Below are 13,545 nucleotides of genomic sequence, written 5' to 3' on the forward strand. Positions count from 1 at the left end.
TATAAAATAGATGGGAATAGTCATTCGTCAAAGCCTAAAAGCCAGCGTCGGTTCGTACATCGGCGTTGGCATCGGGATTGTCAATCAACTGTACGTTTCGCTGGCGTTTCTGGAAGCTAATCAACTGGCGATTTCGCGTCTTTTGTTAGAAAACAGTATTCTTTTTGCGGCCTTTGCTCACTTGGGCGCCCCGTTTATCACCGACCGTTTCTTTGGTTATTTTCGTGATAGCAAAACCAAAAACAACGGTTTTTTGGGATTTTTGCTTGCTTTTCCGCTGATCGGCATCAGTTTGTTCATCGCGGCCTACCTCGCTTTTGAGCAGCCGATCAAAGGCTACTTTGCCGAAAAGTCGGCGGAGCTGATTCCGTATTACCTGCTGGTGATTCCGTTCACTATTTTCTGGATTTACATCACCGTCCTGGAAGCCTACTGCCGCAACAATTCGCGCATTGCCATTCCGACGTTTATCCGGGAAGTGTACCTGAAACTGTCGAATGTGTTGATCATTCTGATGTTCGGGCTGGGATGGTACAACTTCGACTGGATGTTGTACCTGGTCATCGGTTCGCACGGATTGGCGGTAATCATCTTATTGGCTTATATCTACCAGTTGGGCAAATTTTCGCTGCGGTTTGATTTTGCGCAACTAAAAGGCGGTTTGTTTCGGCAAATGCTTTATTTCGGTTTGTTCATCGTCTTGGGCGGGGTCGGTACGCAGGTTGTTTATTTCATTGACCGGACCATGCTGTCTGGCGGAGAAGGACTGAAGGATGCCGCGATTTTTATTATCGCAACGTACATTGCCGGTATCATTGAAATCCCGCGAAAAACCATCACGCAAATTTCAACGCCACTGGTTTCCAATTCGTTGCGGGAGAATAACATGGCGCACGTTCAGGAGTTGTACCATAAATCATCGCTGAATCAATTGCTGGCGGGTGGGTTGGCTTTTCTTTTGATCTGGACCAACATTGATGGTATTTTTAGTATGCTGCCCAAAGCCGAGCTCTACCGGCAGGGCAAAATGGTGGTGCTATTGCTGGCGTCGGCGAAGCTGTTTGAAATGTCGACTGGCGTAAACGGCGAGATCATCAATTATTCCAAATATTTCCGGTATGCGACCTACCTGATGATTGTGATGGCGTGCCTGGCCATTGGCGCTAATTCGTACTTTATTCCGCGCTACGGCATCAACGGAGCCGCGTTTGCAACCACGCTCACAACGCTGGTTTTTGCCCTGAGCAAAGTAACCATCGTTTGGTTGTTGTTTCGAATTCTCCCCTTTACGTTTTCGGGTGTCAAAGCCGTTGTGGTATTGGGATTGGTGTATGGAGCCTCCTTTTTGCTTCCGGAATGGGGCGGGTCGTTTTGGCTAACGCTGCTTAGCATTGCGTTTCGGTCGCTGGTGCTGGCCGGTTTGTTCGCCGGACTTGTTTTGTGGTTGCGGGTTTCGGAGGATGTCAACGGTTTGGTCAGCGCACTCTGGGGCCGCATTCGGACGTTGCGGGGCTAGTAATCAAAACCGCATCTCGTACACAAACTTCGACGATTCAAGGGCGCCCAGATGGCGTTTAAAACGAATGAGTCCTTCATTGCGCACTCCTCCGCTGGTTGAAATGCCCAGATCGAGCAAAGCAATTTGCTGCTCCTGGCAGTAAGCATACATGGATTCAATCAACAACACCGAAGGGCTAAACTGTTGATAATCTTCGTGGTCGGCAGGTAGGAAATAGTAAAGAATATCGTCCGAAACCCGAATACCGACACAGGCTGCGATGAGTTTTTCTCCATCCCGAACCGTAAAAACCGTGCAAACATCGCCAAACGTTTGCAGCAAATTGGCAAGCTCTTTGCTCTGCATAGATAGTGGACGGTTTTTCCGGATGCGCGCCTTTTGAACGAAGTCTGCCAGAACGGCAACGTCGGGCTGCTCCCAAATCTGCGCTGAAAACCCCGCTCGCTGGCATTTCTGAAGCCGTCGGCGTTCGGCGTCCTGAAGCCGCTCCGAAAAGGAACGGTTGTCAACGCTGATGTGTTGATTCAGTTCTTCATAGGCTACGGCGAAGCCCGCGGTTTGAAAAATTTTATGAATTCTGCTGGCCCGATCTGGTGCGTAGCAATCCGGATAAGTTACTATACGAAGTCCAGTAACTAGTAATTTTTTACTATGAATAATCAGTTGATCAACCAATTGATGCAGGTCTTCATCGGATACCTTGTCTGAAAATTCGACCGAGCCGAAGGAGGCTGCACAGGGACTCACGGCCCAGTCGTTGCGGACGTAAAAGGCGCAATGTGCATCGGCCAGGCTGGTCTCCGGATGAATGAGGGCCAAATAATGAAGCGGTCGGCAGGGTTGATTAAGCAGGTGACGAGCCTGAGAAAACAGAAAGCCACGGTGATAAAACCGGGGAAACTGTTCCGAAAGCGGGTTTTTGAGGTGCAGGAGGGTGTACACAGGGCGTGGCAACGTGTCAATAACCGGAGAGTACTGTGCCCCGGCCTATTTCTTCTTTTGCTGGTGTTTTTTCCAGCGTTCGTGCACCAGCTGAATAATACCGTCTTTGAGGCCGAGGTCAGGCACAATAATCGTGTCGGCACCCGCCCATTTCATCACCGAAATGTAGATGTCAGCGGCCGGAACGATGACGTCGGCACGGTCGGCATTCAGGCGTAGTTTGTTAATCCGGTCTTCGAGGCTATACTCCGAAATAAAATTCCGCATGCGCTCAATTTCGGCCAGCGTGGTGGTGTCTGATATTTTGGAGACGAGGTTGAAGATTTTGTTGATGTTTCCACCCGTCCCAACGGCCACCAGCTCCTCGGATTTTTGCACGTTTTCTTCCACCCAATCCTGCATTTTTCGCCAGGCTCCCCGGGTCTCTTTACCCTCCAGCAAGCGAACAGAGCCAATCTTGAATGATTTCGAGGTGATTTTTTGCCGGTTCCGGTACAGGTTGAGTTCGGTACTACCTCCGCCCACATCGATGTGCAGAAACTGCCGGTCGTCGAGAGCCTGAACCACAACGTTGTTGATCAGTTCGGCTTCTTTCTGTCCGTCAATGATGTGGATTTCGATGCCGGTCAGCTCTTTGATGCGCGTGGCAACTTTATGGCCGTTGACGGCTTCCCGCATAGCCGAAGTTGCGCAGGCCATGTAATCTTCCACCTCGTGAAGCTCCATCAGGAGTTTGTACACCTGCATCAGTTTATTGGTGCGTACCTCACTCTCCGGGGTAATCTCCCCGAAATTGAATACATCGTGACCGAGTCGGAGGGGAAAGCGAACGTATTCAACGCGCTTGAAACTAACTCCGCCGTCGACGTTCAGAACCGTCGAGATCTGAAGCCGAGCCGCGTTAGAGCCAATGTCGATTGCAGCAATTTTCAATGTGACGTAAGGAAAAGTTAGTACAGAAACGCCCAAATATACTCAATTTACGGTCCGTAGACGCAATCGGCGGTCATTTCTATAGTACGGGAAAGGGTAAAAAGTCGCACTGAAAAGAGAAATTGTCTGGTTACCTTTGCCGCAAATGGATCTGATCGCATCCCGTTTGCATGACAATCTTAGGAATCTCAGCTTTTTACCACGATTCAGCTGCGGCTTTGATCGAAAACGGTCGGATTGTGGCGGCTGCGCAGGAGGAGCGATTTAGCCGAAAGAAGCACGATGCCAGTTTTCCGGCGAATGCGGTGCGGTTTTGCCTCCAGTATGGCGGAGTCACCCTGAATCAACTGGATGCGATTGTTTTCTACGACAAACCGCTGCTCAAATTTGAACGGTTGCTGGAAACCTATTATGCCTTCGCTCCGCGTGGTTTGCGGTCGTTTCTGACGGCCATGCCCGTCTGGTTGAAAGACAAGCTATTCCTGAAACGCCTGCTGCGCAATGAACTCAAAAAGCTGGGGTACAATGCCCGAAAACCGGTCCGGCTGCTATTCCCTGAGCATCATTTATCCCACGCGGCCAGTGCCTTTTACCCTTCTCCCTTTGAAAAAGCCGCGATTCTCACCATCGACGGTGTGGGCGAGTGGGCTACGGCGTCTATTGGGTTGGGCGAGGGCAGTCGAATAACGGTTTTGAAGGAGCAGCATTTCCCGCACTCAATCGGTCTGCTCTATTCGGCTTTTACGTATTTCCTGGGCTTTCGCGTTAATTCCGGCGAATACAAGCTGATGGGACTGGCGCCGTATGGCGATCCTTGTGCCCCCGATGTGGATCGGTATGTCGATCTGATCAAAACCAAGCTAATTGAGCTCAAAGACGACGGCTCGATCTGGCTCGATCAGACCTATTTTGATTACGCAACGGGTTTGCGCATGGTTCACGAGAAAAAATGGGAAACCCTGTTCGGCATGGGCAAACGACAACCCGAAGACGAACTTGGGCCTGAGCATGGCAACCTGGCGCTGGCGATTCAGCGGGTGACGGAAGAGGTGGTTTTGAAAATGGCCCACGAAGCCCAGCGGCTGACTGGCACCGAAAATTTGGTGCTGGCGGGGGGCGTGGCGCTCAACTGCGTGGCGAATGGAAAATTGCAAAAAGCCGGTATTTTCAGGAACATTTTCATTCAACCGGCAGCCGGGGATGCGGGTGGCGCGGTGGGGGCGGCTCTGGCGGCTTACCATATTTACTTTGACCAACAACGGACCACCGATGATGCGTTTGATGCCCTGCATGGGTCGTACCTGGGGCCGACGTTCTCGGAGCTGGATGTGGAGCTGATGGCCAAAAAGTACAAAGCGATGTACCGTCGTTACGACGATTTTGGCGAATTGTGCGACAAAACTGCCGGTTTGCTGGCGAGTGAAGCCGTGGTGGGCTGGGTACAGGGGCGCATGGAATTTGGTCCCCGGGCGTTGGGCAACCGTAGTATTCTGGGCGACCCGCGTAGCGCGGAGATGCAGAAAAAGCTGAACCTGAAAATCAAGTTCCGCGAGTCGTTCCGGCCGTTTGCGCCCTCAGTGCTGGCCGATGATTGTGCGGAGTATTTTGAATACAACGGTTTTTCGCCGTACATGCTGCTGGTGCATCCGGTGCGTGAAAACCGCCGAAAACCGTTGCCCGTGGATTATGCGCAGCTCTCGTTGCGGGATAAACTGTATCACCAGCGCTCCGATTTACCCGCCATTACACACAGTGATTTCTCGGCCCGAATTCAAACCGTTCACCCGGAAACCAATCCCCGGTATTGGCAACTGATCGATGCATTTAAAAAGCAGACGGGCTACGGTGTTTTGGTCAACACCAGTTTCAATGTGCGGGGCGAACCCATTGTCAATACACCGGAGGATGCGTACCGTTGTTTCATGCGTACAGAGATGGATTTCCTGGTGGTTGGAAATTTTCTGTTTGACAAAAAACAGCAGCCCGTGTGGCCCGAAAAAACGGAATGGAAAGCGGAATTTACACTAGACTGATAAGACGACAATGACTTCTCGGGATTGTACAAAAGCGCAGCTGGTGATCGTAACGGGATTACTCGTGCTGCATTTCGTATTTAACGCCGACAACTGGCTGTATGCCGCGGTGGCCGTGGGGCTGCTCAGCGTGTTGGTTCCGGCGGCCGGCAACGGTATTGCGTGGCTGTGGTTCCGACTCGCCGACGTACTGGGCTTTATCAACAGCCGAATCGTACTGACGATTTTGTTCGGGGCGGTTTTGGTACCCATTGCCTGGCTCTACCGGTTGACGCATGCGAATCCGCTCTCGATCAAACGACCGAAAACACCGTCGCTGTATCATCAGCGCAATCACACCTACGGAAAAGCGGATTTGGAACACCCTTGGTAGGGAATTTTTTCGGGAATCGGTCCGTTGTCGACGTAAGCAAACCGGTTTGGCAAAAACCGGCACTTTTCTTATTTTTGTACAATGCTTATCGAGAAAGACGGAGGGATTGGACCCAATGAAGTCTTGGCAACCATTCAACCCCCTGAAAAAGGTGCCAAATTCCGCCCCGCTGACGGGGACAGATAAGTTGAAAGCTGCATCCCGCTTCCTTTCGATAAGCTATTGAATTGCCTTTGCCATTTATTTCTGTTACCACCGGTGAATGACCTGTGACCAATAGCTATAACCAATTCACGAACTTGGAAAAAATAACTGACCTTCTTCAACAGCGTATCCTGATACTCGATGGGGCGATGGGTACTATGATTCAACGCTATAAGTTGGGCGAAGAAGATTACCGCGGAGCGCGGTTTGCCGATTGGCCGCACGAACTGAAGGGCAACAACGATCTGTTGTCGATTACACAGCCGCACATTATCAAGGAAATCCACCGCCAGTATCTGGAAGCCGGATCGGATATCATCGAAACCAATACCTTCAGCGGTACGTGGGTAGCCATGGCCGACTACTACATGGAAGAGCTGGTTTACGAACTCAATTACCAGTCGGCAAAAATTGCGAAAGAGGTAGCCCAAGAAGTGACCCGCCTGACGCCCGACAAGCCCCGGTTTGTGGCCGGTGCGATGGGACCCACCACGCGACTGGCCTCCATGTCGCCCGACGTGAACAACCCCGGCTACCGGGCCATTACCTTCGATCAGTTGGTGGAAGCCTTTTATACGCAGGTGGCCGGTCTGGTCGAAGGCGGGGCCGACCTGCTGCTGATCGAAACCATCACGGATACGCTCAACGCCAAAGCCGCGCTGTTTGCCATTGATAAATACTTCTCGGACAAAGGCCAGCAGCCGCTGCCAATCATGGTTTCGGGAACCATCACCGACGCATCGGGCCGGACGTTGTCGGGCCAGACGACGGAAGCGTTTCTGTACTCGGTATCGCACCTGCCGCTGCTGAGCATCGGGTTGAACTGCGCAATGGGGGCCGAACTGCTGCGCCCGTACGTGCAGACGCTCGCCAAAGAGTCGCCGTTTTTTACCTCGGCGTACCCGAATGCCGGTTTGCCCAACGAAATGGGCGAATACGATCAGTCGCCGGATGAGATGGCGGCCCAGATCGAAAGCTTCGTTCAGGACGGTTTTGTCAATATTGTGGGCGGTTGCTGCGGGTCGACGCCGGATCACATCCGGGCCATCGCCCAGGCCGTGGCCAAATACAAACCCCGCCCGAAACCGCAACCCGAACCGTACCAGAAACTGAGCGGGCTGGAGCCGTTGAAAATCACGGAAGTAACCAACTTTGTGAACGTGGGCGAACGGACCAACGTAACCGGTTCGAAGGCGTTTGCACGGTTGATCAAAGCCGGGGATTATGACGCAGCCCTGACCGTGGCCCGCCAGCAGGTGGAAAACGGGGCGCAGGTGATCGACGTCAACATGGACGAAGGGATGCTGGATTCGGTGGAGGTAATGACCACCTTTCTGAACCTGATTGCGTCGGAACCGGACATTGCTCGCGTGCCCATCATGATCGATTCTTCGAAGTGGGAAGTCATCGAAGCGGGGCTGAAATGCGTGCAGGGAAAAGCCATCGTAAACTCGATTTCGCTGAAAGAAGGCGAGGAAGCGTTTATTGAACGGGCCAAACTGATTAAACGTTACGGAGCCGCAGCCGTGGTGATGGCGTTTGATGAAACCGGCCAGGCCGATAACTACGAACGCCGGATCGAAATCTGCGAACGCGCTTACCGGATTCTGGTTGATAGAGTGGGTTTTTCGGCGCAGGATATCATTTTCGATCCGAACATCCTGACGGTTGCAACCGGTATTGAAGAGCATAATAATTACGCCGTTGATTTCATCAATGCCACGCGTTGGATCAAGGAAAATCTGCCGCTGGCGAAGGTAAGCGGGGGCGTGTCTAATATTTCGTTTTCGTTTCGGGGCAACGAAGTGGTGCGCGAAGCCATGCACTCGGTGTTTCTGTATTACGCCATCAAGGCCGGAATGGATATGGGAATCGTCAACGCCGGACAGCTGGCGGTTTATGATGATATTCCAAAAGACTTGCTGGAATATTGCGAAGACGTGATCCTGAACCGCCGACCCGACGCGACAGAGCGACTGGTCGAATTTGCCGAAACCGTGAAGGCCAAGGGGAAAGCCGTGGTGCAGGACGAAAGCTGGCGGCTGGAACCGGTGGCCGAACGGCTGAAACACGCGCTGGTTCGCGGCATTACGGATTATATTGACCAGGATACAGAAGAGGCCCGGCAGCAATTTGAGCGCCCGATTGAGGTGATCGAAGGGCCGCTAATGGACGGGATGAACGTGGTGGGCGACCTGTTTGGTGAGGGAAAAATGTTTCTGCCGCAGGTGGTGAAGTCGGCGCGGGTGATGAAAAAAGCCGTGGCCTATTTGCTGCCGTTTATTGAAGCCAGTAAGTCGGAAGGGGCCAAAGCCGCCGGGAAAATCCTGATGGCAACCGTCAAAGGCGACGTGCATGACATCGGTAAGAACATTGTTGGCGTGGTGCTGGGCTGCAACAACTACGAGATCATCGACCTGGGCGTGATGGTGCCGACCCAGAAGATTCTGGAAGAAGCCAAAAAGCACAACGTCGATATCATTGGTCTGAGCGGTTTGATTACACCCTCGCTCGACGAGATGGTGGGCGTGGCCAAGGAAATGGAGCGGCAGGGCTTCAAGTTGCCGCTGCTGATCGGTGGGGCGACGACCTCGCGTATTCATACCGCCGTCAAGATCGACCCGCACTACTCCGGGCCAGTGATTCACGTGCTGGATGCCAGCCGGAGCGTACCCGTAGCCGGACGACTCACCAGCGAGCAGGAAAGTACCCGTGATCAGGTCTTTCAGGAAATTAAAACCGAATACGTCAAGCTACGCGCCGACCACGCCAAACGCAAGCAGGATAAAAGTTACCTTACCATTGACGTAGCCCGTAAAAACAAAACCGCCATCGACTGGTCGGCGTTTGAGCCGGTGAAACCCCAGTTTCTGGGAAACCGGTATTTCCCGGATTATTCGCTGAAAGAAATTGCGGAATACATCGACTGGACGCCCTTCTTCCAGACCTGGCAGCTGCACGGCAAGTATCCGAAAATTTTTGACGATGCCGTGGTGGGAAAAGAAGCGAAACGCTTGTACGACGATGCCAACCGGCTTTTACAGCGCGTTATTGACGAAAAATTGCTGAAAGCCAAAGCGGTGGTTGGGTTCTTCCCGGCCAACTCGGCGGAGGACGATATTTTGCTGCACGAGTTTGAGGAAATTGCGCATGAAGTTCCCTGCGAGCGGCACGGTTCGCACACGCATATTGAATACAAACTCAGTCATCTGACGCAGGCCAAAGAAGCGCAAAAAGAGGTCGGTGAACTGGTGTATGATACCAAAACCGTTCTGCACTTCCTGCGACAGCAAAATCAGAAAGCGCCCGGTTTGCCCAACTTCTGTCTGTCGGATTTTGTGGCTCCACTGGAAACGGGCCATACCGATTACATCGGCGGTTTTGCTGTGACGGCGGGAATCGGTATTGAAAAGCTGATTGAGGAGTTCGAAAAGGATCACGACGACTACAACAGCATCATGATCAAGGCCATTGCCGACCGATTGGCCGAAGCCTTTGCCGAATTGATGCACAAACGGGTGCGGACGGAGTTCTGGCCGTATGCAACGGGTGAAAACCTGAACAACGAAGAGTTAATCAAGGAGGATTACCAGGGCATTCGTCCGGCACCGGGCTATCCGGCTTGCCCCGACCATACCGAAAAGGCAACCTTGTTCGAACTGCTCAATGCCGGTGAAATTGGCATCGAACTGACGGAAAGTTTTGCGATGTACCCGGCTTCGTCGGTGAGCGGTTTTTACTTTTCGCATCCTTCTTCCCGGTATTTTGCGGTTGGTAAAATCGGTAAGGATCAGGTATTTGACTATGCCCGGCGCAAAGACATGAGCGTCGACGACGTGGAGCGTTGGCTGGCGCCAGTTTTGGCATATGATGCGTAAAGCAACTGCTAAATTCCCCGGAGGTAATCTGGGGAATCGGAGGTGCCAGGAGATCGACGGAAAGAAGAAGGAGGGGGTTTGGGCGTGCTGAAAATCCCGGCTCCAATCTGAGGCTATCAAAAGTTAATTCCTTCGCGATGGATGGGGTTGAAAAAAGAAAACTTTCGAGAGAAAGTTTTCTTTTTTGTAGTTGATATATTGGAAACTTTTATATATTTGCTCTGCACAAATTCATTCACACTTTAGCTTTTTAAGCCAATGGAACCATCAGGCAACGAATTTTTGCGGGGCACCCTCAAAACTATCGTGTTAAAACTGCTGACCGAACGGGGCCGGATGTACGGTTATGAAATTACGCAATCGGTTAAAGAACGGACGCGGGGCGAAGTGATCCTGACGTTTGGCGCATTGTATCCGGTTTTACACAAGTTGCAGCAGGAAGGCCTCCTGATCACGGAATCGGTGGAAGTCGACGGCCGCTTGCGTAAGTATTACACGCTGACACCGCGTGGCAACGAGACGGCCATTCAGAAAGTTTCTGATTTTGAACGGTTTGTTGAAGTGATGAAGCATCTTCTCCAGCCAGCCCCCGCTTTGTCGCTGGGACAGTAACTGCCCGAATGACCAACTTCTAAACCGCTAAAAATATGGAGAGGCTCAGCCCGCAACAAATCGAGGCATTATGCGATCATCTGCTCTGGAACGGCACCGATGAAGCCTTGTTCGAAGAATTGCTCGATCACCTGGCGTGTGAGGTGGAGCATTACATGTGGATCGGTCTTCCATTTGAAGCGGCTCTGGAGAAAGTACAGCTCGAGGCTAATCCCAAGGCCGTCAAGCAGCTTCGCAAAACGTACCAGATTGAGCTGACCATGTCGGAGAAACAACTCCAGCAGGCGGATCTTGACGATATTGTTTTTCAGTTTCGGAACAAATCCTACGGTGCGTACGATTTGCGGCAGGAATACCGTAACTCGCTGCTAACGGCCTTGCTGATGACCGTTGGGATGGTCATGATGATGATGTCACTTCTGACCAGCTTTAACGCTGGTAAATGGTCGTATCTGAGTGTATGGGGAGGTGTCTGGATGGTAGGTTTACTGAGTTTTTCCTACGCCGTTGGAACCTGCATTCGGCAGCGCATTCAGCAGAAATACCGCATTGTGGGTCCATAAAACCGAACGGTTTTGGGCCAACCCGGTTATTGTTCCATAATTTTTTTGCGGTGCGTCAGTCCCCAAACGTGGAGCTCTTCGATGATTTTTTCGAGCGACATTCCGTGCGTGGTGATGGAATATTCCACGGTTGGTGGAAACGTGTCATAGACTGATCTTGTTATTAGTTGGTTCATTTCCAGGGCTTTTAACTCCTTAGAGAGTGTTTTGTCGGTAATACCGCTGACCTCTTTAGCGATTTGCTTAAACCGTTTGGGGCCCGACGACAGAGCAAACAAAATCAGTAGTTTCCATTTTCCCTCCAGGGTTTCCAGCGCATCCCGGATGGAGAGCATATTTTTAGGGCATCCTTCGCCTGTCAGCATCCCGTTTTAGCTTTTTTGTTTTCCGATACTATCCCGCCGGATAGCGCTATCCGGCGGGATAGTGCTGTCTTTTGGAAAGCAAACATACATACTTTTGAGCCATTCATAAAACAACACGTTAAAATGGCAAACGGGCAAAAATCTTCGCACAGTCTTCATCTGATTCTCTGGAGTACTCAACTTATTTTGGCGTTGTCTTTTGGCTGGGCGGCCTGGATGAAATTGTTTCAACCCATTGATCAGCTAGCGCTTATGTGGCCCTGGACCGCTCAGGTGCCGGTTGCCCTTACAAAATTTACCGGATTCATGGATTTACTGGGAGCCCTCGGATTGGTGATTCCTTCGTTGCTTCGCATTAAGCCCGTGCTGACGCCGGTGGCAGCTATGGGGGCTATTGTGTTGATGATCTTCGCCAGTGTTTTCCACATCGTGCGGGGAGAAGCATCAAGTATAGGGGTGAATATTGCGTTTGCTGCCCTGGCTGCTTTCGTCGCCTGGGGCCGATGGAAAAAAGTCCCGATATTGCCCAAAACCGTTATGGCGTGAGCCTATCTTGCTATTGACTCGCCGATTCTGAATCGATTTTTGCCGACTCCATCGCTGCCCAGAACAGGCATCCAGATTTACGTTGTAAATTAAGGCTAAAATTACAGTCCAGTCTTCGAAGAATAGAACGGATATAAGCTGAGATTGGGCCTGAACTGATGCGTTATAAACTGGTTATTTTTGATTTTGATGGCACCCTGGCCGACTCGTTTCCGTACTTTCTGAAGACGCTGAACGTGCTGGCGGAATTGTACCGTTTTAAGAAAGTGGAACCCGATCAGGTGGAAGACCTGCGCGGCATGAATGTCCGCCAGATGATGAAACTGGCCGGAATGCCAGCCTGGAAAATTCCGTTTGTTGCCAACACGTTCATCAACATGATGACCCGCGACATTGATCAGATTCGTTTATTCGACGGTATTTCCGATGTGCTGAAACGGTTGGCGATCCAAGGTGTTCAGCTGGCCATTGTCAGCTCCAATTCGGAAACGAACATTCGCCGGGTGCTGGGCCCGGAAAACGCTGCGCTGATTGCTCACTTTGGCTGTGGCACCTCTATTTTTGGTAAACAGGCGAAGTTTCGGAAGGTGATGAAAAAGAGCGGTTGTAAAATCGCAGAGACGCTCTGTATTGGCGACGAGATTCGGGATATAGAGGCAGCCCGGGCCGAAGCGATTCCGTTTGGGGCCGTAAGTTGGGGATACACACGGGCCGATGCGCTGGCGGCTTATGCAGGCATTGCGTTGTTTGAAACCGTCGATGATATTGTACGAGCGGTTTTGGAGACAGAGGCTTAACGTCAGGTTCCCGGCTCCTGGTCAGCACAACCGCTGCGGTACCAACGCATTGCAGCTGACCGGAGGGAGCCAGAGAAGGGAGACAGAGAGTAGATGGGAACATGAATGTGCCCATCTACTCTGACAGCGATCAAATAAGCCGGTAATACGTGGCCAGGTCTTTCATCACGACCACGTTGTCTACTTTTAGTTTGTTGAAAATCCGGGCTTTGTGCGTGCCAACGGTTGATGTATGAATGTTCAGGGTATCAGCAATGTGGCTGACTGATTTGCCTTTGACCAGATGATAAGCAATCTCCAGTTCACGGTTCGACAGCAGGCCGAACGGATCCTTTTCCTTGTTAAAGTGGTTGTCGTCGGCCATCTGCTCCATCAATTCCGGACACACGACGGTTTTACCGTATAAAATGGTGTGAACAGTTTTCAAGATTTCGGCGTCTTCGGCCTGTTTGCTGATGTACCCTTTGATGCCCAGTTGCAAATACCGTTTGGCAAACGCGTATTCGGTCATGATCGTAAAAATCATAATGGGAAGTTCCGGCACCATCGCCCGGATGTTCTGGAGTAGACTGAACGTATCCGTGTTGGGCATATTGATGTCCATAATCACGAGGTGATACGAGTTGTCCATGATTTTGCTGAAAGCCGTGCTGCCGTTTTTGGCTTCATCGACCTGAATGGCGCCATATTGTTCTTTTAGGAGCAAACGTATGCCGGAACGTACAATGGAGTGGTCGTCTACCAATAAGATCTTATACATGGTTTTCCTGGTTATAGCTT

Annotated in this window: 12 protein-coding genes and 1 riboswitch; of the genes, 8 read left to right on the top strand and 4 right to left on the bottom strand. The window is 51.5% G+C overall.

Annotated features, from left to right (window positions below):
• Positions 1-10 precede the first annotated feature (10 nt).
• Complete coding sequence (locus tag ACYVH9_RS06155) at positions 11-1,516, top strand: lipopolysaccharide biosynthesis protein (RefSeq protein ID WP_460635420.1); 1,506 nt, start codon at positions 11-13, stop codon at positions 1,514-1,516.
• Positions 1,517-1,519: 3 nt separating this feature from the next.
• Here the strand turns inward: ACYVH9_RS06155 and ACYVH9_RS06160 are convergent, their stop codons facing one another.
• Together ACYVH9_RS06160 and ACYVH9_RS06165 are read right to left on the bottom strand one after the other, a co-directional pair.
• A complete protein-coding gene (locus tag ACYVH9_RS06160; RefSeq protein ID WP_460635421.1) occupies positions 1,520-2,473 on the bottom strand; it encodes a GNAT family N-acetyltransferase in 954 nt (317 codons plus the stop codon).
• A 33-nt stretch (positions 2,474-2,506) separates the two neighbouring features.
• Complete coding sequence (locus ACYVH9_RS06165) at positions 2,507-3,394, bottom strand: Ppx/GppA phosphatase family protein (protein WP_460635422.1); 888 nt, start codon at positions 3,392-3,394, stop codon at positions 2,507-2,509.
• Positions 3,395-3,564: 170 nt separating this feature from the next.
• On the opposite strand from ACYVH9_RS06165, the gene ACYVH9_RS06170 reads away from it, so the two are divergent.
• The 5 genes from ACYVH9_RS06170 (at position 3,565) to ACYVH9_RS06190 (ending at position 11,057) form a co-directional block, all read left to right on the top strand.
• Entirely contained in the window at positions 3,565-5,427 is a 1,863-nt protein-coding gene (locus tag ACYVH9_RS06170) for a carbamoyltransferase family protein (protein ID WP_460635423.1), read from the top strand.
• A gap of 10 nt (positions 5,428-5,437) precedes the next feature.
• Positions 5,438-5,800, top strand: coding sequence for an SxtJ family membrane protein (locus ACYVH9_RS06175; RefSeq protein ID WP_460635424.1), 363 nt, complete (start codon positions 5,438-5,440; stop codon positions 5,798-5,800).
• Positions 5,801-5,882: 82 nt separating this feature from the next.
• Positions 5,883-5,989: riboswitch (SAM riboswitch) on the top strand.
• Positions 5,990-6,153: 164 nt separating this feature from the next.
• The gene (gene metH, locus ACYVH9_RS06180; protein WP_460636450.1) at positions 6,154-9,882 is read left to right on the top strand and encodes a methionine synthase; all 3,729 of its coding nucleotides are present in this window, start codon (positions 6,154-6,156) and stop codon (positions 9,880-9,882) included.
• A 258-nt stretch (positions 9,883-10,140) separates the two neighbouring features.
• Positions 10,141-10,494: a PadR family transcriptional regulator gene (locus tag ACYVH9_RS06185; RefSeq protein ID WP_460635425.1), complete on the top strand. Its 354-nt coding sequence runs from the start codon at positions 10,141-10,143 to the stop codon at positions 10,492-10,494.
• Positions 10,495-10,529: 35 nt separating this feature from the next.
• Positions 10,530-11,057 carry a hypothetical protein gene (locus ACYVH9_RS06190; protein ID WP_460635426.1) on the top strand — a complete coding sequence of 176 codons (528 nt, stop codon included), beginning with the start codon at positions 10,530-10,532 and terminating at the stop codon, positions 11,055-11,057.
• Between the two features lie 26 nt (positions 11,058-11,083).
• Here the strand turns inward: ACYVH9_RS06190 and ACYVH9_RS06195 are convergent, their stop codons facing one another.
• Positions 11,084-11,422 (bottom strand): winged helix-turn-helix transcriptional regulator, encoded by a 339-nt coding sequence (locus ACYVH9_RS06195; protein ID WP_460635427.1) that lies wholly within the window; start codon positions 11,420-11,422, stop codon positions 11,084-11,086.
• 123 nt (positions 11,423-11,545) lie between these two features.
• Here ACYVH9_RS06195 and ACYVH9_RS06200 point away from each other — a divergent pair, with 123 nt between their 5' ends.
• Entirely contained in the window at positions 11,546-11,968 is a 423-nt protein-coding gene (locus ACYVH9_RS06200) for a DoxX family protein (protein ID WP_460635428.1), read from the top strand.
• 158 nt (positions 11,969-12,126) lie between these two features.
• Positions 12,127-12,765, top strand: a complete 639-nt coding sequence (locus ACYVH9_RS06205) for an HAD hydrolase-like protein (RefSeq protein ID WP_460635429.1) — start codon at positions 12,127-12,129, stop codon at positions 12,763-12,765.
• Positions 12,766-12,895: 130 nt separating this feature from the next.
• Here ACYVH9_RS06205 and ACYVH9_RS06210 read toward each other — a convergent pair whose 3' ends face one another.
• Positions 12,896-13,525, bottom strand: a complete 630-nt coding sequence (locus ACYVH9_RS06210) for a response regulator (RefSeq protein WP_460635430.1) — start codon at positions 13,523-13,525, stop codon at positions 12,896-12,898.
• Between the last annotated feature and the right edge of the window lie 20 nt (positions 13,526-13,545).

The organism is Larkinella harenae (assembly GCF_054780515.1).